The organism is Cupriavidus sp. DF5525 (assembly GCF_040149425.2).
Classification (GTDB): domain Bacteria; phylum Pseudomonadota; class Gammaproteobacteria; order Burkholderiales; family Burkholderiaceae; genus Cupriavidus; species Cupriavidus pickettii_A.
In genome coordinates this window covers 1,031,988-1,057,664 of record NZ_CP168267.1, presented here as the reverse complement: position 1 = coordinate 1,057,664, position 25,677 = coordinate 1,031,988, and the positions used below count along the sequence as shown (strand labels likewise).

General features: G+C 60.6%; 25 protein-coding genes and 5 pseudogenes. 20 read left to right on the top strand and 10 right to left on the bottom strand.

What is annotated here, in order from left to right:
• The first annotated feature begins 304 nt into the window (after nucleotides 1–304).
• From ABNX08_RS39455 to ABNX08_RS39425, 7 genes and pseudogenes are all read left to right on the top strand, one after another.
• Nucleotides 305–1,477 carry a DNA-binding protein gene (locus ABNX08_RS39455; protein ID WP_349609703.1) on the top strand — a complete coding sequence of 391 codons (1,173 nt, stop codon included), beginning with the start codon at nucleotides 305–307 and terminating at the stop codon, nucleotides 1,475–1,477.
• Nucleotides 1,461–1,733, top strand: a complete 273-nt coding sequence (locus ABNX08_RS39450; protein WP_349609701.1) for an H-NS family nucleoid-associated regulatory protein — start codon at nucleotides 1,461–1,463, stop codon at nucleotides 1,731–1,733. The genes ABNX08_RS39455 and ABNX08_RS39450 overlap by 17 nt, the downstream gene beginning before the upstream one ends.
• A gap of 22 nt (nucleotides 1,734–1,755) precedes the next feature.
• Nucleotides 1,756–1,912, top strand: a pseudogene (locus tag ABNX08_RS39445) (Tol-Pal system protein TolB); the annotation flags it as partial.
• Nucleotides 1,884–2,039, top strand: a pseudogene (locus tag ABNX08_RS39440) (IS5/IS1182 family transposase); the annotation flags it as partial. The pseudogenes ABNX08_RS39445 and ABNX08_RS39440, both read left to right, overlap by 29 nt.
• A 358-nt stretch (nucleotides 2,040–2,397) precedes the next feature.
• Entirely contained in the window at nucleotides 2,398–2,769 is a 372-nt protein-coding gene (locus ABNX08_RS39435) for a hypothetical protein (RefSeq protein ID WP_349609699.1), read from the top strand.
• Between the two features lie 404 nt (nucleotides 2,770–3,173).
• Complete coding sequence (locus ABNX08_RS39430) at nucleotides 3,174–4,097, top strand: 3-keto-5-aminohexanoate cleavage protein (protein WP_349609697.1); 924 nt, start codon at nucleotides 3,174–3,176, stop codon at nucleotides 4,095–4,097.
• Between the two features lie 408 nt (nucleotides 4,098–4,505).
• Complete coding sequence (locus ABNX08_RS39425) at nucleotides 4,506–5,375, top strand: AraC family transcriptional regulator (protein WP_349609695.1); 870 nt, start codon at nucleotides 4,506–4,508, stop codon at nucleotides 5,373–5,375.
• A 226-nt stretch (nucleotides 5,376–5,601) separates the two neighbouring features.
• On the opposite strand, the gene ABNX08_RS39420 is transcribed toward ABNX08_RS39425, so the two are convergent.
• Nucleotides 5,602–6,471, bottom strand: a complete 870-nt coding sequence (locus ABNX08_RS39420; RefSeq protein ID WP_349609693.1) for an SDR family oxidoreductase — start codon at nucleotides 6,469–6,471, stop codon at nucleotides 5,602–5,604.
• 79 nt (nucleotides 6,472–6,550) lie between these two features.
• On the opposite strand from ABNX08_RS39420, the gene ABNX08_RS39415 reads away from it, so the two are divergent.
• On the top strand, nucleotides 6,551–7,147 hold the full coding sequence (locus ABNX08_RS39415) for a TetR/AcrR family transcriptional regulator (RefSeq protein ID WP_349609691.1): 597 nt from the start codon (nucleotides 6,551–6,553) through the stop codon (nucleotides 7,145–7,147).
• A 178-nt stretch (nucleotides 7,148–7,325) separates the two neighbouring features.
• Here ABNX08_RS39415 and ABNX08_RS39410 read toward each other — a convergent pair whose 3' ends face one another.
• The gene (locus tag ABNX08_RS39410; RefSeq protein ID WP_349609690.1) at nucleotides 7,326–9,095 is read right to left on the bottom strand and encodes an acyl-CoA dehydrogenase C-terminal domain-containing protein; all 1,770 of its coding nucleotides are present in this window, start codon (nucleotides 9,093–9,095) and stop codon (nucleotides 7,326–7,328) included.
• 66 nt (nucleotides 9,096–9,161) lie between these two features.
• Nucleotides 9,162–10,748 carry an AMP-binding protein gene (locus ABNX08_RS39405; protein ID WP_349609688.1) on the bottom strand — a complete coding sequence of 529 codons (1,587 nt, stop codon included), beginning with the start codon at nucleotides 10,746–10,748 and terminating at the stop codon, nucleotides 9,162–9,164.
• A gap of 640 nt (nucleotides 10,749–11,388) precedes the next feature.
• On the opposite strand from ABNX08_RS39405, the gene ABNX08_RS39400 reads away from it, so the two are divergent.
• From ABNX08_RS39400 to ABNX08_RS39345, 12 genes and pseudogenes are all read left to right on the top strand, one after another.
• Nucleotides 11,389–11,967 (top strand): TetR/AcrR family transcriptional regulator, encoded by a 579-nt coding sequence (locus ABNX08_RS39400; RefSeq protein WP_349609686.1) that lies wholly within the window; start codon nucleotides 11,389–11,391, stop codon nucleotides 11,965–11,967.
• 380 nt (nucleotides 11,968–12,347) lie between these two features.
• Nucleotides 12,348–13,082 (top strand): SDR family oxidoreductase, encoded by a 735-nt coding sequence (locus ABNX08_RS39395; protein WP_115214633.1) that lies wholly within the window; start codon nucleotides 12,348–12,350, stop codon nucleotides 13,080–13,082.
• 171 nt (nucleotides 13,083–13,253) lie between these two features.
• Nucleotides 13,254–14,438, top strand: coding sequence for an acetyl-CoA C-acyltransferase (locus ABNX08_RS39390; RefSeq protein ID WP_349609683.1), 1,185 nt, complete (start codon nucleotides 13,254–13,256; stop codon nucleotides 14,436–14,438).
• A 97-nt stretch (nucleotides 14,439–14,535) separates the two neighbouring features.
• Nucleotides 14,536–14,745: a hypothetical protein gene (locus tag ABNX08_RS39385; RefSeq protein WP_349609682.1), complete on the top strand. Its 210-nt coding sequence runs from the start codon at nucleotides 14,536–14,538 to the stop codon at nucleotides 14,743–14,745.
• 250 nt (nucleotides 14,746–14,995) lie between these two features.
• Complete coding sequence (locus tag ABNX08_RS39380) at nucleotides 14,996–15,619, top strand: 2-hydroxychromene-2-carboxylate isomerase (protein ID WP_349609680.1); 624 nt, start codon at nucleotides 14,996–14,998, stop codon at nucleotides 15,617–15,619.
• Nucleotides 15,620–15,772: 153 nt separating this feature from the next.
• Complete coding sequence (locus ABNX08_RS39375; protein WP_115214630.1) at nucleotides 15,773–16,891, top strand: Re/Si-specific NAD(P)(+) transhydrogenase subunit alpha; 1,119 nt, start codon at nucleotides 15,773–15,775, stop codon at nucleotides 16,889–16,891.
• Nucleotides 16,892–16,901: 10 nt separating this feature from the next.
• Nucleotides 16,902–17,258: an NAD(P) transhydrogenase subunit alpha gene (locus ABNX08_RS39370; protein ID WP_115214629.1), complete on the top strand. Its 357-nt coding sequence runs from the start codon at nucleotides 16,902–16,904 to the stop codon at nucleotides 17,256–17,258.
• Complete coding sequence (locus ABNX08_RS39365; RefSeq protein WP_349609677.1) at nucleotides 17,255–18,724, top strand: NAD(P)(+) transhydrogenase (Re/Si-specific) subunit beta; 1,470 nt, start codon at nucleotides 17,255–17,257, stop codon at nucleotides 18,722–18,724. Before ABNX08_RS39370 ends, ABNX08_RS39365 begins: the two co-directional genes overlap by 4 nt.
• Nucleotides 18,725–18,880: 156 nt before the next feature.
• A pseudogene (locus ABNX08_RS39360) lies at nucleotides 18,881–19,069 on the top strand (3-hydroxyacyl-CoA dehydrogenase NAD-binding domain-containing protein); the annotation flags it as partial.
• Between the two features lie 107 nt (nucleotides 19,070–19,176).
• Nucleotides 19,177–19,755, top strand: a complete 579-nt coding sequence (locus tag ABNX08_RS39355) for an enoyl-CoA hydratase-related protein (protein WP_349609675.1) — start codon at nucleotides 19,177–19,179, stop codon at nucleotides 19,753–19,755.
• Nucleotides 19,756–19,793: 38 nt separating this feature from the next.
• Nucleotides 19,794–21,311: an AMP-binding protein gene (locus ABNX08_RS39350; protein WP_349609673.1), complete on the top strand. Its 1,518-nt coding sequence runs from the start codon at nucleotides 19,794–19,796 to the stop codon at nucleotides 21,309–21,311.
• Between the two features lie 7 nt (nucleotides 21,312–21,318).
• Nucleotides 21,319–21,590, top strand: a pseudogene (locus ABNX08_RS39345) (IS110 family transposase); the annotation flags it as partial.
• Here ABNX08_RS39345 and ABNX08_RS39340 read toward each other — a convergent pair.
• The 7 genes and pseudogenes from ABNX08_RS39340 to ABNX08_RS39310 all read right to left on the bottom strand — a co-directional run bounded on the left by ABNX08_RS39340 (nucleotide 21,562) and on the right by ABNX08_RS39310 (nucleotide 25,676).
• Nucleotides 21,562–21,981, bottom strand: a complete 420-nt coding sequence (locus ABNX08_RS39340) for a hypothetical protein (protein ID WP_349609671.1) — start codon at nucleotides 21,979–21,981, stop codon at nucleotides 21,562–21,564. The pseudogene ABNX08_RS39345 and the gene ABNX08_RS39340 sit on opposite strands and share 29 nt — an antisense overlap.
• A gap of 61 nt (nucleotides 21,982–22,042) precedes the next feature.
• A pseudogene (locus ABNX08_RS39335) lies at nucleotides 22,043–22,234 on the bottom strand (glutamate--cysteine ligase); the annotation flags it as partial.
• 66 nt (nucleotides 22,235–22,300) lie between these two features.
• On the bottom strand, nucleotides 22,301–22,903 hold the full coding sequence (locus ABNX08_RS39330) for a 2-hydroxychromene-2-carboxylate isomerase (RefSeq protein WP_115214624.1): 603 nt from the start codon (nucleotides 22,901–22,903) through the stop codon (nucleotides 22,301–22,303).
• A 49-nt stretch (nucleotides 22,904–22,952) separates the two neighbouring features.
• Complete coding sequence (locus ABNX08_RS39325) at nucleotides 22,953–23,960, bottom strand: nitronate monooxygenase family protein (protein ID WP_349609669.1); 1,008 nt, start codon at nucleotides 23,958–23,960, stop codon at nucleotides 22,953–22,955.
• Between the two features lie 36 nt (nucleotides 23,961–23,996).
• The gene (locus tag ABNX08_RS39320; RefSeq protein ID WP_349609667.1) at nucleotides 23,997–24,731 is read right to left on the bottom strand and encodes an SDR family oxidoreductase; all 735 of its coding nucleotides are present in this window, start codon (nucleotides 24,729–24,731) and stop codon (nucleotides 23,997–23,999) included.
• A 116-nt stretch (nucleotides 24,732–24,847) separates the two neighbouring features.
• A complete protein-coding gene (locus ABNX08_RS39315) occupies nucleotides 24,848–24,988 on the bottom strand; it encodes a hypothetical protein (RefSeq protein ID WP_349609665.1) in 141 nt (46 codons plus the stop codon).
• A 31-nt stretch (nucleotides 24,989–25,019) separates the two neighbouring features.
• Nucleotides 25,020–25,676 carry a flavin reductase family protein gene (locus ABNX08_RS39310; protein WP_349609663.1) on the bottom strand — a complete coding sequence of 219 codons (657 nt, stop codon included), beginning with the start codon at nucleotides 25,674–25,676 and terminating at the stop codon, nucleotides 25,020–25,022.
• Nucleotide 25,677: the final 1 nt, after the last annotated feature.

Sequence of the window (25,677 nt, the reverse complement as noted above, 5' to 3'; positions counted from 1 at the left end):
GTTGCACTTTCTGGCGGCGGATGTGTCAGCGTCCCGTCTGTCTACGCCTGTGCTAATGACCGATGAATCATCATTCATTTTGTGAGTTTAGACGACTTTCCGGGTGTGTCAAGGTGAATCTGAGTGGGTTGGCCTAGGTGACCTTTGGTCGGCCCGCCGTTCTGATTGCCGCCTTCGGTGAAAGCAGGGCGAAATGGCATTCCATAGACATAAGCGCAGTTATGTCTAAAGTACGCCCCCTAAATTTGGCTTTGCTACGTATTACGGTGTAATATTTATCATCACTTTTCCGTCTTTTCTCCCCATGGCCACTGCCGACCTGGATCTGACCGACGCCGCGCTGCAAACCGACCTGGCCGAGCTGCGCAGCCGCTTCCCCGAAACCCGTGCGCTGTACCGCGAGGTCTGCGGCCTGCTGTTCTTCCGCTACGGCGTCACGCCCACTGCCAACAAGCTCTACAGCCTGGTGCGCAAGGGCAGCATGGGCACGCCCGCCGAGGTGCTGCAGGCGTTCTGGCAGGAACTGCGCGGGCGCACGCGCGTCACCATCGACCATCCCGACTTGCCGGAGGCGTTGAAGGACATCGCGGCCGGGGCGGTGCAGACCATCTGGCAGGCGGCCAACGAGGCCGCCACCGGCGAACTGGCCACGCTGCGCGCCGAGGCCCGCCATGCGGCCAGCGTCGCCGAGGCCGAGCGCGACGCGGCGCGGACCGAGACCGCGGCGGCCCGGGAGGAGGTGGCCGCCCTCTTTGCGCAGCTGGCCGCGGCGCGCGAGGCGCACGACGCCGTGCAGGCGGAGCTGGCGGCGGAGCGGCAGGTCCACGCCGCGACCCAGGCCCGGCTCGAAGCGGGGCGGGCGGAACTGGAGGCGGCCGGGCGGCAGCTGGCGGAGCTGCGCACCCAATTCTCGACCGAGCTCGAGCGCGCCCGCGAGCAGGTGACCATCGCCCAGGAGCGGGCCGAGGCCAGTGAGCGGCGCAGTTTGCGCGAACTGGACGCGGAGCGCACCGCGCGCCAGAAGAGCGATCGCACGGCCGAAGACTTGCGCGGCGAACTGGCAGCGGCGCGCAGCGAGGCCCGCGACGCGGCGGTGGCGCAGGCCGAGGGCCGTGCCCGGCTCGAGGCCCAGGCCGCGACGCTCGCCGATCGGCTCGCCAGCGCCGAGCAGGCGCAGCGCAAAGCGGCGCGCGACCTGGACGCGGTGCAGGCGGAGTTGGGCGCGGCGCAGCGCCGGGCCGAACGGGCCGAGGCCGAAGCGGCGCTGGCGCGCCAGCTGCTGGCAGAATTGCGGGTGGCGCCACCCGGGCGGGGGGAGGGTGGTGGCGGGCGGCGCCGCAAGGCCGGCACCCCGGCGCCGACCGAGAAGCAAGCACCGGGCGAAGAACAGGGCAAAGGACAGGGCGCGCCGACGGCCGCCTCCAACCCGGATGACGACAGCGACAGCAGTGACGACAGCAATGACAGCAAAAACTGAGCGGGCGGCGGCGATCCGCTGGATCCAGGCGGAGATGGCCGACTACGGGCTGACCATGGAGGAGCTGGAAGCGGCGGGGTGCTTCGATCCGCCGCCCCCTCCGCCACCGCCACCGCCACCCCCGCCCGCGCCGCCGCCGGTGGTCTGCTACCGCAACGCCGCGGGGCAGAGTTGGGACGGGCAGGGCGAGATGCCCGACTGGCTGCGGCGGGCGGTCAATGCGGGGCAGTCGGTGGAGTTTTTCCGGGTTGGATAGGCCTACAAACTATTCCGGCCCTCTGTCCAACGCCGATGTGACGGGGCTGATCGACACAACCAACGACGAGGCCCCGACTTTCGCGGGCCAACGGCAAGTACATTCTTTATGCCACACGCGTTCACGGGCGCCCGGTGCTGGCGGCGGTATCGCAATTGGCTGAAGGGCGCGCTCGGCGATGCCCTGCATGCAGTCCTCTGCGGCGCTGGCCACAACATCCGCTTGGTCTTGCGGAAGCTGCGGCTTCTTTGTGCCTGGTTTCTGCGCTTCCTGAACCTCGATCAGCTCGCCATATCACTTCGCTAAAGTGTCCTGCGAGCCTGCAGAACGAATTGTTCAGGGCCGACTATTTAGTCTGTGACTGCGCTAAGGCGAGTTCAATCTCGCGCATCTGCGTCGACAGGCCGCCAGCTTGTGCCAACGCTGCCGTCAGCCGCTCCTGCAGCGCCCCGGCTGTCTAGCGGGTGCGAAACGTGTGAGCACTGTTTGGGGCACTACGTCGCCCTGGCGGGCGCCGGCCACCGATAACGAGCTTGGCCTGGACCGGCGGCACGACGCCATGTCATGGCACTTCCAAGCAAGTGGTGGCACCTCGAAGCAATCACCCAGGGCGACGTTCCGAGAGACTGAGGCCTCAGCACCCCTATCTTCACGGAGACACAACATGCCCATCATTGTTTGCGAATGCAAGGTCGGAATCGAAGCTGGCGTCAAGGCCAGGATCGCCAGCGAGTTCACGAGCGCGATCAGGGAGATCATCCTCTCGCCGCTCGACTTGATTAGCGTCGTATTCCATGAAGCCACGCCCGACAACACCTACCGTTCGGGAGAGCCCACTTCCGAAACGCTGATCTTCTGCCACATACGTGATGGGCGCAGCGACGGCGCCGTGCTATCGCTGGCCAAAAAGGTGAGCTCGATCTGGAGCGCCTGCACTGGCGCAACGGAGGACGAAGTCGAGGTTCTTGTCACACTGTATCCCGCCAAATACGTCGTGCGCGGCGGTGAACGCCTGCCCGAAGCCCCTCGCGTGTGAGGGTTTGGTCCAGCTATCCCATCGTGCATCTGCATGCGGGCGACCCAGAACCGCAAGCCGGACCGCACTACCAAGCGATTCGAGCGGATCCACGCAGCGGTCCGGGCGCGCTTTGACTGAGTCGTGAATCTAACGACCGACGGTTCGCTAACCATGCGCATCGAAGAGCGCTTGCGCCGCGCCATTTGGTTCAGCGCGCGCCATGCTCGGACTAACGGGAGCGAGGTTTCGGCCTCGCTGCATCACCAAAACCTCGTACCGAAGATAAAAGGAGACAAGTCAATGAAGTCAACCCGCGCTGAAGCTGGCAACAGCAGATTCACGCTAGCAAGCATCGGAGCATCGCTCGTCACGCGCGCTGGCTCCCGAGCTGGCCACCTGATGTGGACTTCCTGATTCATATCATGAGCAAAGTCATCATCACATGTGCTGTCACCGGTGCGATTCATACGCCCTCAATGTCACAGTATCTACCGGTCACTCCGGAAGAAATCACTGAAGCCTCGGTCGGCGCGGCCGAAGCGGGCGCCGCGATCATTCACCTTCATGCACGCGATCCTGTCACGGGCAAGCCGGACCAGAGCCCCGATGCATTTGGCCGATTCTTGCCGCAAATCAAGGCACGCACCGATGCAGTGTTAAATATCACAAGTGGCGGCTCGCCCTACATGACGATCGAGGAGCGCATTCAGCCGTCAATGCGCTTTGCGCCCGAGTTGGCTTCACTCAATATGGGCTCCATGAACTTCGCGCTGTTCCCAATGCTGGCGCGTTTCAAGGAATTTAAGCATGCCTGGGAGCGCGAAGCGCTCGAAGCCAGTCGTGACCTGATTTTCCGAAACACCTTTAAGGATATTGAATACGCCCTAGCGCAATGTGCCGCCAATGACACGCGCTTCGAATTCGAGTGTTACGACGTGAGCCACCTCTACAACTTGGCGCACTTCGTCGAGCGCGGTCTGGTCAAGGCGCCGTTCTTTGTTCAGACCGTGTTCGGCATCCTGGGAGGTATCGGCACGCATCCTGACGACGTGTTGCACATGAAGCGGACGGCCGACCGGCTGTTCGGCAATGACTATCACTGGTCGGTGCTGGGGGCAGGCAAAGATCAGCTTCGCCTTGCAGGAATGTCTGCCAGTATGGGCGGCAATGTGCGCGTCGGATTGGAAGACAGCCTGTGGCTTGGACGGGGCACGCTGGCCGAGAGCAATGCCGCACAGGTGCGGCAGGCGCGCCAGATTATCGAGGGGCTTGGACTCGAAATCGCTAGCCCGAACGAAGCCCGGGAAATCTTGCAATTGAAGGGCATTGGGAACGTCAAGTTCTGAGAGAAGGAACAGGGGGGACGTTTTTTGCCAAGCAAATCGCGTTGCGAGGTCCATGGGGCTGAGCGCCGAGATCAGGCGCGCCGGTGCGGCCGACGCTGCAATCGGCCAGCAGTGCCTTTCACCGAGATGTGGCGACGCCGTCGGCTAGACCTAAATCGCCGATCTAATGTGCTTGATGCCGGGCCCCTCGCGGGCCCGTTGTCTTGGCTCATCGCATCGCTATTGCTTCAGACCAGCACGAGTCGAGCCAAGGTGCACGATGCGCGGGGGCAAAGCGAACGCAGTTGACGTCCATGCGTCAGCGACCCTCCCCATAAGGGGTATTCACCAGCGACTGATTCGCTTGCGAGGTCAATCGGCCGCGCGCACAATGAGGTTGGACGCAAGGTCGAAGTGGAGGTAAGCACAATGCATGGTCACCTTGACTCACAAGCTGAATACCGCGAGGTTGGGGGCGAACTCATATCCGGCACCATTGTTGACTCGCGCACCACCCATGTTGAAGTCCTCGCGCGTCGGGCGACCGGGCCCATCTCTTGGCGTTTTCGTCAGCCGCGGCTCGCGCTGTTCTGGTTTCGTAACGGCCTCAAAGAGTTGCATCTGCAACTCGACGGCCGCCGCATCCACTCGGGAATAACACAAGGAACAAACCTTGCGCTGTTCCCGGCCTCGATTTCAGTCGAAGGCGAGTTCGACGTAGCCCCGTGCTTCGACTACACGGTGGTCTTCCTTGACCCGGCCATTGCCTCCGAAGCCGGCTGCCACTTCAATCGGCCGTTGATTGCCTTTGGCAACGAAGATCTGCAACGTGGCCTTTCGGTCCTATGCCGTGAGGCGCGCAATGCAGACAGCCTTTACGGGTTGTTCGCCGAAGGCTGGGCAATGCAAGCACTCGCCCTCCTGGCGCGTGTCGACGGCAGCCAGAGAGCCGCCATTCGGCCGTGCGGTGGCCTCCCACCTAGCACCTTGCGGCGCGTTATCGACTACATCGAGGCCGACTTGTCGCGGCCGTTCACAATCCAGGGCTTGGCGCAAGTTGCCGGTGTCAGTCCCCGACATTTCATGCGGGCTTTTCGCGAAAGTGCCGGGCAGACGCCCTTGCGCTTTGTGTACGGTTTGCGTCTCGAGCGGGCCAAAGAGTTCCTCTTGGATCCTCGTCGCACCGCAACTGAAGTCGCCCTGGATTGCGGCTTCAGCCACGCTCAGCACTTCAGCACCGCATTTAAGAAGGCGACCGGCGTCACGCCGTCCGATTTCCGCAGGGCTGCGACGCGCTAATGCGTTAAGCGGCCCCGGGGTGCCGTAGTGGCGTTGGTCATCGTGATTTCCTTCAAGGACAAAGTTCGGTGGATCGCACATCAAACTAATCCCGACTTCACGATGGCCACCCAGAACGAAATGGCCGCTGTGCGGCAAGCCGCTTCGGGCTACGCCCTACGCGCTTTGCCGCGCAGCGAGTGGCACAAGACTTACCCCACTTCCTGGGACACCCCCGATGGAGAGCTCACGCTCGAAATACGTCTAGGTTGTCGGTCAACCATTCGGTCAACGAACGTGGGGCCTTTCCGGTCAGTTCCTCGACCGTCGACGTCGTTTCGGCGATCACAGACTCGCGGAACATTTGGTCGAGTCCAACCAAAAGATCGGCTACGAGCGGAGCAAGTCCGGCCCCGAGCAGAGCCTCTCTCTGCTCGGCAGGCGAACGGTCGACGTAAGTAACCGGATGTCCAAGTAGGCGGGCCAATTCCTCTGCCACCTGGTTCATGGTCCACGCACGTGGACCAGACAGGTGGTACACACGTTGCGACGCGGGCTCGATCTCCTCGAGCAATGCAATGCGGGCTACTTCAGCAACGTCGCGGGTATCGATGAAGTTCACACGCCCATTACCTGCTGCGCCGGCCCAGGAACCGGCGGCGATATGTGGCCCCAGACGCTTGAGCACATGGCTGAAAGTGCTAGGGCGCAAGACGGTAGATGCGATCGGCTGCTGCGCCAAATGCGCTTCGATCTGCATGTGCCAAGCGATGGGAAGAAGTCGGGTCGCGGGGCCGAGGGCGGACAGTTTGACGATGTGCCGAACGCCTGATGCAACTGCTGCATCGATCAACGCGATTTCGTTGGCGACCTGCTCGAGGGAGGTGCCATGGGCGATGAAGAGCCGGTCGATGCCGCGCAGGGTCTCCTCAAGCGTGTCCGCGCGTTGGAAGTCGACCTTGAATGTGACCACCCCTTCGGGCAGTCGCGCTGTGCCGGGTTGGCGCGTTAATGCGATCAGGTCGATCGGGTCAGCGGCGAGCAACGCCGTCAATGTAGCGCCAACGCGTCCTGTTGCACCCGCGATGGCGATCCGCGGCTTCGAGGGGTTGAGCATGGTCAGTACCTTTAAGAGGTATCATCGAACGATCCACATATCGTGGAACGATCGTTCCAATTTGTCAAAGGGTATTTGAATGAGCGGCAAGCCGCAATATGACGAAGATGCCGTCATTGATGCAGCCCTGGATGCCTTCTGGCGTCACGGATACGCGGCTACATCGATCAACGTGTTGACGGAAGCGACCGGACTATCGCGTTCAAGCCTTTACCAACGTTTTCAGGACAAGGATGGCCTGTTCCAGATCGCACTTGAAACCTATACGGATCGGGTGCTACGGAGGATGAAGTCATACGAGGGCGGCAGTGCGCGTGCGCGGCTCGAGGCGCTGCTGCGGGGGCTGCTGCCGATGGGGTCCCGTCGCCCCCCGGGTTGCCTGCTCGCAAGAAGTTGTGCCGAGCTAGTCGATCTGCCGGCAGTAGGGCAGAAGGCGGCGCTCTCGGGGATGATCCAGCAGCGCGTTCTGCTCGAAGGTCTGCTTCGGGAAGCAATTGCAGTTGGCGAACTGCCAGCTGATGCAGATGTCGCTGCGCTGGCTTGGTATTTTCTCGGGGCGATGCAAACGATCTTGAATTTGCCGCAGGCGGGTGCTAGCAGGGGCGAATTGGACCGCATGATCGCCGTTGTGATGTTGGCGTGGCCGGCGGCCGGTATCGCACAAACGAGAGCTTGAGCATATACGGGCTCAATATCCAGAATTGGAACTCGGCATTGTCATATTTACCCGATACTGCGTTTGGTTGCAGAGCCCAACTTCTTCGGCGCCCGGCATGCAGCAAACTCTGTATGTTCTGGCGGCAGCGCATTCTGCTGCGGCTGCCGCCAAACAGACCATAGCGAAAGTAGAGGCGTTAGCCGAAATCAAGCTCCATGATCGGACCGGAGCCGGCGGCGATAGCCGCTGCCAGAGATTGTATTTCGGGTAGCAGCTTCTTGAAATAGAAGCGCGCCGTCGAGACTTTCGATGCATAGATCGGGTCGGCAGAGGCGGTGTTGACGAGCCCGATCGCAGCCATACGTGCCCACATCCATGCTAGGCCTACATGGCCGGCAAGCCGAAGGTATGATGCAGCAACGCTTCCCAAGAGATGAGGATCCGCCTTGGCTTGCATCGATACTTCGTGCGTCGCATTCCGCAACACATCGGTCGCACTCGAAAGCGGGGCGGTGAATTCCCGCAGGACTGGATTATCGGCATTCGCGTCGATGAACTCGGTGACAATTGCAAGGAACATCTCCAGCCGTGTGCCCTGGTCGGGGAGAACTTTGCGTCCAAGGAGGTCCATGGCTTGAATGCCGTTGGCACCTTCGTAGAGCGGGATGATACGTGCGTCACGAAGATGCTGTTCGACCTGGTTATCCACGATATAGCCATGTCCACCAAGGACCTGCATTGCCAAGCTGGTACATTCGACGGCGAGGTCGCTGCTGAATGCTTTAACGATCGGTGTAACCAGTGCAGAGAGTTCTGCCGCCTGATGCCGAATCCCGGAGTCATCGCCGAAGTGCTGGGTGTCGGCCAGCTGGCATGCCCACTGCGCGAATGCTCGTGTTCCTTCGATATATGCTTTCTGAGTCAGCAGCATACGGCGCACATCAGCATGCTCGATAATCGGATCCGCCGGGCTATTACGGGCCGATGCTGTTGGGGACCTTCCTTGTGTGCGGTCCTTTGCATAGCCCAGTGCCTTCTGGTACGCCGCCTCCATCAGTCCGATTGCATTGACCCCGACAAGGAGCCGCGCGTGGTTCATCATAACGAACATAGCCGCGAGCCCCTTGTCTGGTTCTCCCACCAGATAACCCGTTGCACCATCGAAGTTCATCGTGCAGGTGGCGTTCGCATGGATGCCCATCTTGTGCTCCAGGGAGCCACAAGTGACTGCGTTGCGTTCGGCCAGATCTCCTTCAGGCGACACCAGGAACTTTGGAACAAGGAAGAGGGAGATACCCTTGACGCCGGGGGGCGAGTCCGGTAACCGGGCGAGTACCAAATGGACGATATTGTCCGTGAAGTCGTGTTCGCCTCCAGAAATGAAGATCTTCGTACCGGCTATGCCGAAGGTGCCATCGGCATTCGGTACTGCACGGGTGCGCAAAAGTCCGAGGTCGGTGCCGCAATGCGGCTCGGTCAAACACATGGTTCCCGCCCATTCGCCGGAAGCCAGCTTCGGCAGGTAGAGTGCCCTCTGCGCGTCCGAGCCATTTGCCGCCAGGCATGTGTAAGCCGCCTGCGACATACCAGGATAAGCCGCCCAGGCCATGTTAGCGCCAGCGAATATCTCCATGACAGCCGCATTGACCGCGTTCGGCAGTCCCTGACCACCATGCTCCGATTGACATGCCAGCGCGGTCCAGCCCGCCTCAGAAAATCGCTTGTACGCGTTCTTGAATCCCTCAGGCGTCGTCACCACACCTGACGAAGGCATGGTGCAGCCTTGGAGGTCTCCAATGCCGTTCAGGGGCGCCAGAATCTCTGTAGCGAACTGACCTGCGGCTTCGATTACCTGGTTGATCGTGTCGGGATCGGCAATTTCGGCAATTGCGGAGCCGGTGGACACGTCGAGCAGCTCATGCAGCACGAACTGAAGATCGCGGAGGGGGGCGTGATAGTAGTTCATAAGGTCCGGGTATGCTGGCAGCCGCATGGCAGGCCAGAGAGAAATCGAGAAGGGCTGAGCGGGGCGTTATACATTGCTTTGCTCGGCAACCAAGCGCGAACGCAAGTCTCTACGCAGGATCTTGCCCACCGTTGATTTGGGCAGGGCATCGACAAACGTAATGTGTCGTGGCACTTTATAGGCCGCAAGATGGGAGCGACAGTGTGCCTCCACTTGTTCCGTGGTGAGCGCCATATTGCATGGCACGATGAAGAGGTGCGGGGCCTCGCCAGAACGGTCGTCAGGCACGCCGATACAGGCGGCCTCGAGGACATCGGGCATCATTGCGACGACGGCCTCGATTTCATTCGGATAGACGTTGAAGCCCGAGACGAGAATCATGTCCTTCTTGCGGTCGACCATTGTCATGAATCCCAATTCGTCCATGACCACAATGTCGCCCGTCCTGAACCAGCCACCATCAAGGAACGCTTTCCGTGTTTCGTCCTCCTGATTCCAATAGCCGCTGAAGAGTTGTGGTCCCTTGATCAGAAGTTCGCCCGCAACACCGAGTGGGACGTCGTGCCCACTTTCATCTACCAGGCGAACGTCGGTCGAAGGCACAGGAATACCGATCGATCCGCTTCGCCCAGGAGGATTGAAGGTGGCGCTCGGTGAGGTCTCTGTAAGACCATAAGCTTCGGTAACAGGGGGAGCACCGGCCGCGAGCCATCGCTTTGCAATAGCATCCTGGATTGACGCCCCGGCGCCAATCACCAAACGGGTAGCGCTGAAGTCTACGGAAATGAGTTCCGGTGTGTTCACCAAGCTGTTGAACAAGGTGTTGACCCCGACAAGAATCTGAAACGGCCGCCGCTTCAATTCAGCAAGCACAGAACCAGCCTCACGCGGATTGGGAACCACGCGATTCTCACAACCGAGCGATAGCGCCATTAATGCAGTTGCAAGCGGGAAGATATGATACAGAGGCAACGGTGTCACCATCGATGCCTCCGAGCCTGCTAACGGTGGTCCAACCCAAGTCAAAATTTGCGCCAAACTCGCGCAAACTGACTTGTGCGTGAGGACTGCCCCCTTGGACACACCCGTCGTGCCACCGGTGTATTGCAGAATGGCGATGTCCTGAGCAGTCTGTGCGACCGGGGAAAGAGTGCCCCTGCTTCCCTGTAGAATCGCGTCGGCTAAAGGTTGGCACGTGCGACCACCGGTCGTGCCGGCTTGTTGAACAGCGCCAGCGTCTTTTGCGAGTGCCAGTTGACCGACAATAGGTTTCATTCCAACAACCGGTGCCGTCAGCACCTGAACAATGCTGGTTTCCTCCAGCACTTGCTGCAGCGGCTGCTGCAGTTGGTCGGCGACGATAATGCAGGTGGCGCCAGAATCCTGCAGCTGATGCTTCAATTCACGCGGTGTATACAGGGGATTGACTGGAACCGCCACCATCCCTGCTTGAAATATCGCTGCCAACCCTATCAGGAAAGCTGGGCAACTTGGCAGCATCAACGCTACACGATCCCCCTTTCTCAATCCTGACTGCTGCAGGAAAGTCGCAAGCGCCTCAGACAGAATGCCGAGCTCTGCGTAACTAAGTGATTCCTCCAGGCAGGTTACCGCAGGACGCATGGCGAACGAGGCGACCGCGCGTGCAATCATGGACCCCAGTGTCGCTGGCGCGTCCACATCAATCTCAAGCGGTATCCCGGGGGGATAGGAACTATGCCAGCGTCTGGCTTCCATATTGATGTCTCTCAGTTGTTATACCCTGGTTAATATCCGGGGTTATTTCGCTTTGTTGCCATCTGCCCCACGGCTTCCCGAATGAAATCGACTCCGTGTGGGGAGAAGCATCGTGACGAACGCGCAGCTCACTGATGGGCCTGCCGACCGAGTACCCGTCCCGGGGACTGGCGCCAACAGATTCCGCGTGATTCGTTAGTTAACGATCGTTTGCCAAACGATGCTAGGTTACACACTGAGTGATGTCAACAAGTATTCACGGTTGGTGATCTGATCTGCGCATGCCGTTGGGCGCCCCCAGCACAGGAGTGTGAGCTGGGCGCCTTCGTGCCCTGAGGATGGCACTTAGTCGGGCCGCGAAGAGACAGCGCTTAGACGGGCTTCGACGGCCATGCACAGGACGGAATTCGCGGCTCCCGACCCTTTCGAACGCCGGCCAGTATGTATCTTGGGCAGCGGCAGCCCGTGCGCCGCAGCATCTAACTGAGGCAGACCTTTTCTGAACGATCGTCATGCTATAATTCCTGCCATGTCCTGAGTTCGAAGTGAGCCGAAAATGCGCTACTCAAGCACGCACAAGCAGGAGACGCGGGAAAAACTCCTTAACAGTAGTCAAGCGATTGCCAAGAAGGGTGGATTCGATTCAACGGGAGTCGATGCCCTGATGGGGGCCATCGGGCTCACGGGGGGGGCCTTCTATAGTCATTTTGACTCTAAAGCGGAACTGTTCGCGGAAGTGATCCAGCGGGAGTTGGCCAACAGCGCTGAAATGCTCGCAGGCGAGGATGAGACGGCCGAGGATCATTTCGTGAAACGCATCAGAAGCTATCTCAGCAGTTCTCATGCGCTGCATCCGGAATCAGGTTGCGTCCTGCCGACCTTGGGACCTGAAATCGCGAGGTCCGGGCCAGCAGTCCGCGCCTCAGTGGAGGAAAGCGCGAAGAAGCTGCAGAGCAGTTGGAAGCAGCGTTTGGACGACCCGGATGCGGCTTGGGCGTTGATTGCGCAGTGCGTGGGTGCCATTTTGCTGGCCCGGGTGGTTGAAACCGACCGGACCAGGCAGCAAATTCTCGCTTCCAGCCGTCGCTTTCTCGGGCGGTCTATTGAACGGCTCGAACCCCTCAGCAAGACCTAAGCGGTGCCAATGTAGCACCCGCCTCCTCCGGGCGCAGTTCTGCGCCCTTCTGGGTTCTTCTCGATGCGCGCAGATATGTGCGTGCATGCCCGTGGTACCGCGCTTTCATTGCGACGGCTTCGATTGTCGGACCCGGCCGCACCGCACGTGCTGTCGATGCTTCCGGTTCGGGCCGTTGCGCGCGAAGCCATATAGCAAGCGCCGTCGCGGCTTTTCTTCTTCTTCCATCCTTACCAGCCTTGCCAGTGCGCGTGCCGCGCAGAGCGTGCTCCTGAGCTTTCTCGTTGTAGGTGCGTTAGCGTAAGTCGCCCTTGACTCTTGCACGGGGATGAAATACTCTTTTGTTACTAAACGATCGTTTGTTAATAAAGGAGACAGTGATGGATGTCAAAGAGCAGAGTGTCGCGCTCGTAATCGGAGCGGGGGACTCGACTGGTGGTGCAATCGCGAAGCGTTTCGCCGCGGAAGGCATGGTCGCTTGTGTGACGCGTCGTTCAGCGGACAAGCTCCAACCGCTGGTTGACTCCATTCGCGATGCCGGCGGGATCGCCTACGCGTTTGGCACGGACGCGCGCAAGGAAGAGGAAGTGGTCGCCCTCATCGACAAAATTGAGTCCGAGATCGGTCCAATTGACGTTCTCGTATTTAACATTGGCGCCAATGTGCCTTCTTCCATCCTTGAGGAGACAGCGCGAAAGTACTTCAAGATCTGGGAGATGGCCTGCTTTGCAGGATTTCTGAACGCAAGGGAAGTTGCCAAGCGCATGGTGCAGCGTCAACGTGGCACGATTCTCTTTACCGGCGCTACTGCGGGTCTGCGAGGCAAGGAAAACTATGCCGCGTTTGCGGGCGCCAAGCATGCGCTTCGCGCGCTTGCGCAAAGCATGGCCCGCGAACTCGGCTCGAAGAACATCCATGTAGCCCATATTGTGGTGGACGGCGCGATCGACACTGACTTTATCCGCACCAATTTTCCGGATCGTTATGCATTGAAAGACCAGGATGGCATTCTGAATCCGGAGCATATCGCGCAGAACTACTGGTACCTTCATTCGCAACCACGCGACGCCTGGACCTTTGAACTCGACCTGCGTCCCTGGACTGAGACCTGGTAATCAAAACGTCTAACCAATGGGATAGAGACCGCTTCCGCACGATCGCAATGCCTTGCCACCCGAAGAAATTTTCCATTCTGTCTGTTGGTGGCCCAGCTTCGCGATGCGTCAGAGAGAGACGCGGTCATAGCGGGATGTCTACCCCGGTATTCACATCATCAAGAGGGCAGCATGAGGGAAGCAGTCATTGTCTCGACGGCACGGACCGGGATCGGTCGCGCCTATAAGGGTTCGCTGAACAACACAAAATCGCCGACCCTCATGGGGCACGTTATATCGCATGCGGTTCAGCGGGCCGGAATCGCCGCGGAAGAGATTGAGGATGTAGTGATCGGTACCTCGATGCCGGGAGGCACGGCTGGCATGAACGTTGGCCGTCTTAGCGCGTTAGCCGGCGGACTTCCGGTCAACGTCGCGGGTCAGTCCATCGACCGGCAATGCGCCTCTGGCTTGATGGCGATGGCCACCGCAGCAAAGCAAATCATTGTGGACGAGATGGATGTGGTGGTGGCAGGGGGGCAAGAGAGCATCTCGTTGGTTCAGGACCGTTTTGTCGAATGGATGACGAGTGCGGCCGACTCGGAATTGATCGAGCGGGTTCCACATGCGTATATGCCAATGCTGCAGACCGCTGAACTCGTCGCAAGGAGATATGGCATTTCCCGAGAGGCGCAGGATGTTTACGCGGCGGAATCACAGCGGCGTACGGCACTTGCCCAGGAGGAGGGCCGTTTTGCGGCCGAAATAGTACCGTTCCAAACGTCCATGGCGATCCAGGATAGGGAGACGGGGGAGATCAGTTTCCGTGAGGTGCTACTGGACCGCGACGAAGGGAACCGTCCCGACACAACGGTGGAGGGGTTGGCAAAGCTCAGGACAGTCATCGACGGCGGCGTCGTCACCGGGGGAAACGCAAGTCAGCTTTCAGATGGTGCCTCGGCCTCGGTCCTGATGGACCGCCGCCTGGCCGAGCGGCGCGGATTGCAGCCTCTTGGCATCTACCGCGGCATCGCGGTGGCGGGCTGTGCGCCCGAGGAAATGGGTATTGGCCCGGTTTTTGCGATCCCGAAACTCCTGGAGCGGCATGGGTTGAAGGTTAGCGATATCGGTCTGTGGGAACTGAATGAAGCGTTCGCGTGCCAGGTTCTTTACTGTCGCGATCGCCTTGGTATCGACCCGGACCGATTGAATGTGAACGGTGGCGGGATTTCCATCGGGCACCCGTATGGCATGACGGGGGCAAGGCTTGTGGGTCACGCCCTGATCGAGGGCAAACGCCGTGGAGAGAAATACGTTGTCGTCACGATGTGTGTCGGTGGTGGAATGGGGGCAGCGGGGCTGTTCGAGGTAGCGTAAATCGCCATTGGAACACGGTTTTCAGTCACCTCAGATCTATAACCGGTATCGCGGCGATTGCGATGCCACCATACAGAGGATCCAACCGGGAATAGCAATGAAAGACACGGCGTTTGAAAATGATCACCTTTCACAGAAGGCAGCACAAATATTCTCCCTCTTTGTATTAAACGCTGAAGTCGAACTGGCAGGTGTCATTACGGTAGCGGCGGAATCGGCAGACGATGCGCGAGGGAAATTCGAAGCTACCCGATCTGCTCACCAGCACTTGTTATCGGTGATTCCCGTATCTGGGCAGGCCGTATGACCGCGCTAGCAGAGCGTGGGCCGGTCGGCGCAAGCCGGAGGCAAAAGCAATGAACAGGCGGCCAGTGCCCGCGAGCGAATATGCCTGCCACTGATGTGCGGCACGTGATAGACCGGCGCTGGCGTCAATCGTACACCAATGTCCTGGTTGGCCAACGCCAGACAGAGAAACCCCCGGGCGAGTTCCGCTCGTGATTTCGTTTGCTAAACGTTCCACCCAAATTTCACCACGTCATATATTAGGAGACACCATGAGCGGCGTACGAGTTCAGTTCCACTTTGATTTCGGCAGCCCGAATTCCTACCTTAGCCACAAAGTCATTCCGAGTATTGAGGCACGGCAGGGCGTCAAGTTCGACTATATTCCGGTGCTTCTTGGGGGACTGTTCAGGCTAACGGGGAATCGTTCTCCCGCGGAGGCTTTTGCAGGTATCAAGAACAAGCCGGAGTTTGGGCGTTTGGAGATCCAGCGCTTCATCACCAAGCACGGACTGACCGCCTATCGGGACAATCCATTTTGGCCCGTCAATACATTGCAGATCATGCGGGGGGCCGTAGCTGCCCAGAAGAACGGCACCTTTATGCCTTACGTAAATTCCGTGTTCGCAAATATGTGGGAACAAGGTTTGAAGATGGATGATCCCGCCGTCATCGCGGCAGCCCTGGATGTCGCCGGTTTGGACGGAAAAGGCTTCGAGGCCCGCATTGCGGATCCCGAGGTCAAGCAGATCTTGCTGGCGAATACCCAGAATTCATTCGAACGCGGTGCGTTTGGCTCTCCGACCTTCTTTGTCGGCGACGAGATGTTTTTTGGGAAGGATCAGTTGCGGGATTTGGAAGAGGAGATTGAGAACGCGAAAGTACGACTAAGGTAAGCGAACCGTTGCCCACGGCGCCTCAAGATGCAGGGGCAGCGTGCACGCACGGTGAGCGACAACCATGGCCCTCAAGAAGGGCAGCAAAATCTAGAATGGAAGGCTAGCCCCCGCCGGGTACCACTCCAGGAAAAAACATCATAAGGAGACGAGATGCAGATCGGTATCCCGCAGGAGACGCGGGCCGGCGAGACCCGTGTTGCCGCCACGCCCGAGACGGTCAAGAAATACGTCGCGCAAGGTCACGAAGTCATTGTCCAGGCGGGCGCCGGAGTCCGGGCAAGCCAGCCGGACTCGGCCTATGAGGCCGCGGGCGCCCGCATCGGCACCGCCGCGCAGGCACTCGGCGCCGCACTGGTGCTGAAGGTGCGCGCGCCGGACGAGGCCGAACTCGGCCAGATGAAGCCCGGTGCCACGCTGGTCGGCATGCTTAATCCCTTCGACGGCGAAAACAACGCGCGTATGGCTGCGGCCGGCATCGTCGCCTTCGCGCTCGAGGCCGCGCCCCGCACCACGCGCGCGCAGAGCATGGACGTACTGTCGTCGCAGGCCAACATCGCCGGCTACAAGGCAGTGCTCGAAGCCGCCGACCACTACCAGCGCTTCATGCCGATGCTGATGACCGCGGCCGGCACAGTGAAGGCCGCGCGCGTGCTGATTCTCGGCGCCGGCGTTGCCGGCCTGCAGGCGATTGCCACGGCCAAGCGCCTGGGCGCGGTGATCGAGGCCTCCGACGTGCGCCCAGCGGTCAAGGAACAGATCGAGTCGCTCGGCGCCAAGTTTCTCGACGTGCCTTTCGAGACCGAGGAGGAGCGCGAGATCGCGCAGGGCGCGGGCGGCTATGCCCGCCCGATGCCGGCCGACTGGATGCGCCGCCAGGCGGAGCTGGTGCACCAGCGTGCCAGCCAGGCCGACATCGTGATCACCACCGCGCTGATTCCGGGCCGCCCGGCGCCGGTATTGCTCAAGGAAGAGACCGTGATGGCGATGAAACCCGGCTCAGTGGTAGTCGACCTGGCCGCCGCGCAAGGCGGCAACTGCCCGCTGACGGTGGCCGACCAGGTGGTCGAGCGGCATGGCGTGGTGCTGGTTGGCCATACCAACCTAGCCAGCATGGTCGCGGCCGACGCCTCGGCGCTATACGCCCGCAACGTGCTCGACTTCCTTAAGCTCATCATCGACAAGGAAGGCAAGCCCTCCATCAACCTGGAAGACGACATTGTCGAGGCCTGCCTGATGACCCGGCGCGACAAGATGGCATTGGCCAGTTAAGGAGACATTAATGGAAATGGTGAACCACACGGTAATCAACCTGATCATCTTCGTGCTCGCGATCTATGTGGGCTACCACGTGGTCTGGACGGTCACGCCCGCCCTGCATACGCCTCTGATGGCCGTGACCAATGCAATCTCGGCCATCATCATCGTCGGCGCGATGCTGGCCGCAGGCCTTACCGAAGGCCCCACCGGGCGCATCATGGGCACGCTGGCCGTGGCGCTGGCCGCGGTCAATGTGTTCGGCGGATTCCTGGTGACCCAGCGGATGCTGGAGATGTTCCGGAAGAAGGCACCCAAGGCTGCGCCGCAGGCCAGCACCAAGTCCGTGGCCGATGACCTGGTGGCGGAGGCGGCGCGATGAACTTTCTGTCCATGAACTCGGTAACGCTGCTCTACCTGTCCGCCTCGGTCTGCTTCATCCAGGCGCTCAAGGGCTTGTCGCACCCGGCCTCGGCCCGCAAGGGCAATGCTTTCGGTATGGCCGGCATGGCGATCGCCGCAGTGACCACCGTGGCGCTGATCGTCAAGCTCAAGCAGGAATTCCTTCCCGCCGGCGCTGGCCAGTCATCGGTCGGCACGGGCCTGGCGCTGATTCTCGGCGCGCTGGTGGTAGGCGGCGGCATCGGCGCCTACGTGGCGAAGAAGGTCGAGATGACCAAGATGCCTGAGCTGGTCGCGGCGATGCACTCGCTGATCGGCCTGGCGGCGGTGTTCATCGCGGTGGCGGCAGTCGCCGAGCCAGCGGCCTTCGGCATCAGCACGGCGGGCTCGCATGCGATCCCGATGGGCAACCGCGTCGAGTTGTTCATCGGCTGCTTCGTCGGTGCCATCACGTTCTCGGGCTCGGTGATCGCGTTCGGCAAGCTCGCCGGGCGCTACAAATTCCGCCTGTTCCAAGGCGCGCCGGTGGTCTTCGCCGGCCAGCACATGCTGAACCTGGCGCTGGCCGTGGCGATGTTCGGCTTTGGCGTGGCGTTCTTCCTCACGCAGGACTGGCAGCCGTTCCTGTTGATGCTGGCGATCGCCTTCGTGCTCGGCGTGCTGATTATCATCCCGATCGGCGGTGCCGACATGCCGGTGGTGGTGTCGATGCTGAACTCGTACTCGGGCTGGGCGGCGGCCGGCATCGGCTTCTCGCTGAACAACCCGATGCTGATCATCGCCGGATCGCTGGTGGGATCGAGCGGTGCGATTCTGTCGTACATCATGTGCAAGGCCATGAACCGCTCGTTCTTCAACGTGATCCTGGGCGGCTTCGGCGGTGCGGCGACGGCCGCGGCCAGCGGCAGCGCCGAGCAGCGCAACGTCAAGTCCGGCTCGGCCGACGATGCCGCCTTCCTGATGGGCAATGCCGAAACGGTGGTGATTGTGCCCGGCTACGGCCTGGCCGTGGCACGCGCCCAACACGCGCTCAAGGAACTGACCGAGAAGCTGACGGAGCACGGCGTGACGGTAAAGTACGCGATCCACCCGGTGGCGGGCCGCATGCCGGGACATATGAACGTGCTGCTGGCCGAGGCCGAGGTGCCGTACGACCAGGTCTTCGAGATGGAAGACATCAACAGCGAGTTCGGCCAGGCCGACGTGGTGCTGGTGCTGGGCGCCAACGACGTGGTCAACCCGGCGGCCAAGACCGACCCGAACTCTCCGATCGCCGGCATGCCGATCCTGGAGGCGTACAAGGCCAAGACCATCATCGTCAACAAACGCTCGATGGCGGCCGGCTACGCGGGCCTGGATAACGAGCTGTTCTACATGGACAAGACCATGATGGTGTTCGGCGACGCCAAGAAGGTGGTCGAGGACATGGTCAAGGCCGCGGGATAGCCGCATGTGCTGACGGCCGACGAACCGGCCTCAGCCCGCCCAGGTGGTCGCCTCCTTCGATTGCGCCATGCTGTCAAAGCTCTGGCGACCGTTGCGGCGGACGCGGAAATGGTGGCGCAGCCCATCAGGTCTACATAGCAAAAAGGAGCGTTATCTGTGGCAATGCAAACGGTAGGAATTGTCGGCGCTCGAACGATGGGAAATGGTATCGCACAAGCTTGCGCAGTGGCAGGGTTCGATGTGGTGCTGCTCGACATCAGCGCAGCCGCCACCCAGAAAGGACTGGCTAGGGTGAGCAGCACCCTCGATCGCTTGGTCAATAGTGGCAAGGCGAGTGAGGCCGAGCCCGCATGGACGGCTCGGTATCCATCGTGCAATACCCATTGTCGCCTATAACGGGCTGGCGACCTTCTCAAGCCGATGCAAATCGGCGCGGTGTTTAGGAGACAGCAATGGAGCACATAGAATTCGTAGCAGACCGTGGCGTCATGCTCATCGGGCTTAACAGACCAGAGCGGAAGAATGCCATCACTTTCGATATGTACGGAGCCCTTGCTGAGTCAATCAGAGACGCAGGCAGGCTCGGCGAAGTTCGCGCTGAGGTGATACACGGCAGCGAAGAAGCGTTCACGAGCGGAAATGACGATGCGGATTTCGCCGATCCACGCTCCGAGGCAATATCGAACTTTGGACTTTGCCCGGAGTTCGGATCAAGTCAATTGCTGCCGAACAACGTTGGGACGCCTAAGGCGACTGAGTTGCTTCGGCTCGGCGAGCCCTGCACCGCGCAAGACGAGGCTGAATGCGGCCTGATCAACATTCCCGCGGGAACAGCGTTAGAGCACACGATGGACCCTGGCGCGGGTCGGGCAATGCGTTCCTTCATTCGCAGAAGTGAAGATGAGGGAAAGCTCGGTCCTATCAACCTCAAACTGGAAGAGTTCGCCATCCGTCTCAGGTCCGCCGAGCTCAAGAAAGCTTTCGCGGCCTTTTTCGAGCGTCGTGCGCCTGACTTCTCCCTGTTCTCGTGAGAGGCGACATGGCGCATCCATCGCACTACGCGCAGACCATGCCCGAGAAGATTGCCGCGGTCTTCATACCTGGCGGGCGCGAAATCACGTATTCCCAACTGGAAGAGGGCGCCAATCGGGTTGCCAATCTTCTGCGCAGTGCCGGGATCAAGACCGGAGACGCTGTGCTCTTCTGCGTCGAGAATTGCCCCGAGTTCCTATATCTGGGATGGGGGTGTCAGCGCGCTGGCGTCATTTTTACACCGGCGTCAACCAAGTTAAGCGCCGACGACCTGCGCTATATCGCGCGCGATTGTGGCGCGCGCGCTGTGTTCGTTTCAGTGGCCGCCGTCAACAGCGCGGGTCTTTTAGCGTCCGATTTTGGTTCCGCAGCATGTTTCGCCCTTGGGGGCGCTATTCCTGGTTTTAAGCGATTCGAGGACGCGCTTCGTGCATGCCCAGTGACGTCAATCCATGATCCCGCTCGTGGCAGGGAGATGATGTACTCGTCCGGGACGACCGGGCGGCCAAAAGGTGTGCGCAAGCCGATTCCCCCTATAGCGTTCCGTGACATGGACCCGCGCGATGCTTCGTTTGCCAGCAAGCCGGGCGTCGATATGTCCATGGTCCATCTGTGTACATCACCTCTGTATCATGCTGCGCCGCACCGAAACGTCTCGGCGACCCTGGCGTTCGGTGGTACCGCTGTAGTCATGGAGCACTTTGATGCAGTTCAGGCTCTCCATGCCATGGAAAAATTCCGTGTTACCCATAGCTTATGGGTTCCGACGATGTTCCATCGATTGCTGCGCCTTGACCCAGGCATGCGCATGCAGTTTGACCTTTCCAGTCATCGCGTAGCGATGCACGGCGCCGCACCTTGCCCCATCCATATCAAAGAGGCAATGATCGAATGGTGGGGGCCGATCCTGGAGGAGTATTATGCGGGAACAGAAGGGATCGGCGCCTGTGCGATCAGTTCGCTTGAATGGCTCGCTCACAAGGGGTCAGTGGGTCGTGCCGTCGAGGGAATCGTTCATATCCTTGCCGACGATGAGACCGAAGTGGCGTCTGGCTCGACAGGAACTGTGTACTTTGAGTCGGACGCCGGGTTTGCCTACTGGAACGATATCGATAAAACGGCTGCGAGCCGAAGCAAACAAGGGTGGTGGACCTACGGTGACATAGGCCATCTCGACGAAGAGGGATACTTATACCTCTCGGACCGCCGCGATTTCACGATCATATCCGGCGGCGTGAACATCTATCCACAAGAGATAGAGAACATTCTTGTAACAGATGATCGCGTGCTCGACGTGGCTGTCTTCGGCCTGCCCGATGACGAGTACGGCGAAGTGGTACACGCGGTGGTTCAGGTCGATCGGCAACCGGGAACCCCTCACGTGCTAGCTGAGGAGTTGAGAGCCCTTTGCCGCAGCAAGCTCGGTCCGATAAGGGTTCCGCGATCTTTCTCGTTTGTACTCGATTTTCCGCGCCTGCCCACGGGAAAGCTCCAGAAGAAGCTGCTGCGGGACACATTTATTCGCTCGATGAAATCTTCGTCAGTGGGCATTTGAGCCGCATATCACCAAGACCGGCAACAGCTACGCAAGGAAGCTGCTCGTCGAGGCAGTCTTGAGCTACCGGCACGCGTCAGCCTCGAGATCCAGCGTCGGCACGAAGGCATCCCGAAGAGGCCATCATCGATCGCGCCTGGGACGCGCAGCTGCGGCTACGTCGCCGCTATCGCAATCTGGCGGCGCGCGGCAAGAGCACGAACATCGCGGTAGTCGCGTTGGCGCGCGTTGGCCGGGCTCATCTGGAACATCAGCCGGTTGGCCCATGTCGTTGGCCGTGCCGCGAGAGGCGCGCACGGTGTAACACAGCGCTTCGGCAACTCAGGCACTGTGGGTGCAACTGCAACGGCGAGAGATAGTGCTGGCGAAAGAATTCGAACGGCACGTCGTCGGACGCTTCGAGCCGCGCCTGCTCGCGAAGCGATGCCTCGGCGAGCCCGTGGAAGAGCGCGGAGTCGGTATCGGACCAGGCAAGCTCGAGCAGGGCACGTCGATTCGCATCGCTGCGCGAGCGGGTGCAATCCAGGTGCGAACCGCTGAACTCGGCAGACATGGCCGTCAGAGCGCGGGCTGACGGCTGGATGCGGACGTCCTCGAGACCCTCTCGCGCTTTCAGCACCAGTTCGTCTACCGCGCGATGGGAGACGAGATGTTCTGGGGGGGCGAGCATGCCCTGCGGCCTGCCGTCCGACGAGGCTATTCCGATCGCGCGCTACGGCTCGTCGAGCGAACTCGACTTGCGACTCGCGGAAGTCTGTGGTGATGCAAGCGTGTGTCAAGGCCGAGCCCAGCGCCACCGGATGGGGCGTCACGGCAAGGCTGCCGGCGCGACGCACACGCGGCGACTCTTTCTCGACGCCACGCCGGATGCCCGTCAGCCTGTCGCTCGAAAACGCATTAAGTCGGTCTTGAATCGCTGGGATGGGAGTTTGCCATGGAAAGCCTGGATGCCGGGTCAGAGCCGGACCGCCGGAGACGGCCGGATCAATTCACAGAGGCTTGCCTTGCAGCGCGTGACAGACCCATTCGAGGCGGTCTTGGCCGAAGAACATATGCTCGCCGACGAAAGTGGTCGGGGCGCCGAACACACCACGCTTGACGGCCTCTTCCGTCGTCGAGCGCAGCTGCGACTTCACCTCGGCATCGTTGGTGAGTGCCAGGATCGCCTCGACGTCGAACCCCGCGTCGACCAGCGTTTTGGCGACAAGCTGGGGCTGGTTGAGGTTCAGCGCATCGACCCACAACGCTTGGAAGACGCTGCGCAGGAAATCCTGGAACCGGTCGGGCATTCTCATCTGTACGCCGGTGGCGGCTCGCATTAGCGTGAGCGTGATGATGGGAAAGTGCGGGTTGCACTGATAGGGAACGCCGTAGAGCCTTGCGTGCCGGGCGTAATCGATGTTGGTGTATGCGCCCTTGGCCGGAATTGTCGCGGGCGAGGCATTGCCAATGGCCTGGAATACCCCGCCGAGCAATATGGGCTTGTAGACAAGCGTGCCACCGGTTTCTTCGCAGATCGTCGGCAATTGCGTCCATGCGAGGTACGATGCCGGACTGCCGACGTCGAAATAGAACTCCGCGGTCTTGGACATGAGTTTTCTCCTGAGTCTGATGGATTTCCGATGTGTACGTCGAGTTTCCTCAGGCGGCAACGCTTTCCTCGGGCATTTGTTCGGACCCGAGAATCCGGGCGAGGCGCTGCCCGATCAGATGGCTGGCATCCGCCATGATGCGATCGATGAGCTCGCGTACGCTCGGAATGTCGTCGATGAGGCCGGCGACCATCCCGCAACTCCAGGCCCCTGCATCCATCTCACCGTCGAGCATCACTTTCGGATAGACGCCTGCGACCTGCTCAAGGATGTCGGAGATCTGGATCTGCTCACCCTTGTCGCGCTCGATATCCAGGATCTTCTCGACGCCAGCGTTCTTCAGCACACGCTCCGTGTTGCGCAATGGGCGCATCACGAGTCGCGTGTCAAGCTCGGTGGCCGCGACGATGGCGCGCTTCACGTTCTCGTGAACAGGCGCTTCCTTGGTTGCCACGAATCGCGTGCCCATGTTGATCCCGTCGGCGCCGAGGGCGAGGGCGGCCACCAGGCTACGGGCGTCCGCCATGCCGCCGGAAGCCACAAACGGGATCTTGAGCTCATCGGCCGCTCGGGGCAGCAGGATCATGTTCGGGATATCATCCTCGCCGGGATGGCCACCGCACTCGAAGCCGTCCACGCTCACCGCATCACACCCGATCCTCTCGGCCTTCAGAGCATGCCGGACTGACGTACACTTGTGGATCACCCTAATTCCGGCCGCCTTCATCGCCGGCATGTACTCCTCAGGACTGCGCCCTGCTGTTTCGACGATGCGCACGCCTCCCTCCACGATCGCCTGGATGTACTCGGGATAGGGCGGGGCGGAAAAAGTCGGCAGGAATGTGAGGTTGACGCCGAAAGGCTGGTCCGTCATCTCGCGACATCTGGCGATCTCCTTCGCCAGCAGTTCTGGCGTGCGCTGCGTCAGCGCGGTGATGACGCCCAGCCCGCCGGCGTTCGAGACTGCGGCCGCCAGCTCGGCCAGGCCAACGAAGTGCATGCCGCCTTGCACGATGGGGTGTCGAATGCCAAACAGCTCGGTGATCCGTGTCTTCATGGGATTGAGTCGTATTGGTTGTGGAGTGGGTCCGTCTCAGAAGCGTTCCATGTAGGGCCTGAGATCGAGTTCGTGGGTCCAGGCATCACGCGGCTGCGTGTGCAGGTACCAGTAGTTGTCCGCGATGTGCTCGGGATTGAGGATGCCATCCTGGTCCTTGAGAGCATAGCGCTCGGGGAAATTGTTGCGGATGAATTCGGTGTCGATAGCTCCGTCGACGACAACATGGGCCACGTGGATGTTCTTCGGACCCAGTTCGCGAGCCATGCTTTGAGCCAGCGCGCGCAGCGCATGCTTGGCACCTGCAAAGGCGGCGAAGTTGGCCGAGCCGCGAATGCCAGCCGTCGCGCCGGTGAACAGGATTGTGCCGCGGCCGCGTGCCACCATTCTGCGAGCCACTTCCCGGCCGTTCAAGAAGCCCGAGAAACAAGCCATCTCCCAGATCTTGAAGTACTTGCGCCCGGTCTCTTCCAGGATGCTGCATGGCACATTGGCGCCGATGTTGAACACGAGCACCTCGATGGGACCGATCTCCGACTCGATCTTCTCGATGAGTGCAACAACTTCTTCTTCCTTGCGGGCATCGGAACCAAAGCCGTAGGCCTTGCCTTCCTGGTCGCCGATCTCTTCGAGCAGCGGCGTAAGCTTCTCGGCATCGCGGCGCGTGGCGCAGACAACGAACCCTTCACGAGCAAACCGGCGTGCGATGGCTCCGCCGGTCGAATCACCTGCGCCGATGACCAGCGCGACTTTCGGGGTAGTGGGTTCCATGAATTCGCCTTCCTTTGATAAACGACCGTTATGTAAACGTAAGTGCTTGCGCACCCGGTGTCAAGACTTCTCTCATGTAAGAACCTCTAGGTGCATTCGTAAAGCCCAGACCGCGCTCAGGCGGCATCAAGTAGACCAGCGTATCGGCTTGCGACCTTCCAGCGGTTCAGTTCGCCCACGGTGGAATACAGCCCATGGCATCCCATGTCCATGGCCGGCGGTTGCGGCAGCACCAGGCCGGCATGGAGGTGTTGCATCTCCTTGGCATGTGCCGTTTTGCGGACGGTGCTATCCCTTGCCGTGCGACGACGGGCTGCTGGCGCCCGCGAGCCGCGCGATCTGAAAGACATTGTCTGGCGAGACCTGGACATAGTCATTCAGTCCGCCGGACCGCATGATCGGATATGCCTCGGCTGTCTGATAAACGCCGTCTTTCAGGAGTGCCTTGTCGATGTACACGGCCACCACTTCGCCCAACACGAGCCAGCCACTTACCTTTTCGCCTTCGGTGTTTCGGAATTGCACGATGTCGATCACCTTGCATTCCATAGCCGCGCGGCTTTCGCCCACCCGCGGGACGTTGACCTTGCGACCCGCCACGGCCGTGAGGCCGGCGAACCGGAACTCGTCCTCGCCGCGCGGAAGCGGTGATGAGGTCTGGTTCATCTGATCACCCAGTTCGCGGGTGACCAGGTTCCAGGTGAACTCTCGCGTTTCCGATGCGTTTTGAACGCTATCCTTCCAGGCGATCGAAGAAAATCCGATGATTGGTGGGTCGTAGTTGAACGCGTTGAAGAAACTGTAGGGCGCGAGGTTGACCCGCCCTTGCGCGTCGCGTGACGAGATCCAGCCGATGGGCCGCGGGGCGACCAGCGCATTGAGCGGGTTGTGGCTCAGCCCGTGGCCCTTGGCGGGCTCGTAGTAGTGAAAGTCTCGAACGGTCATC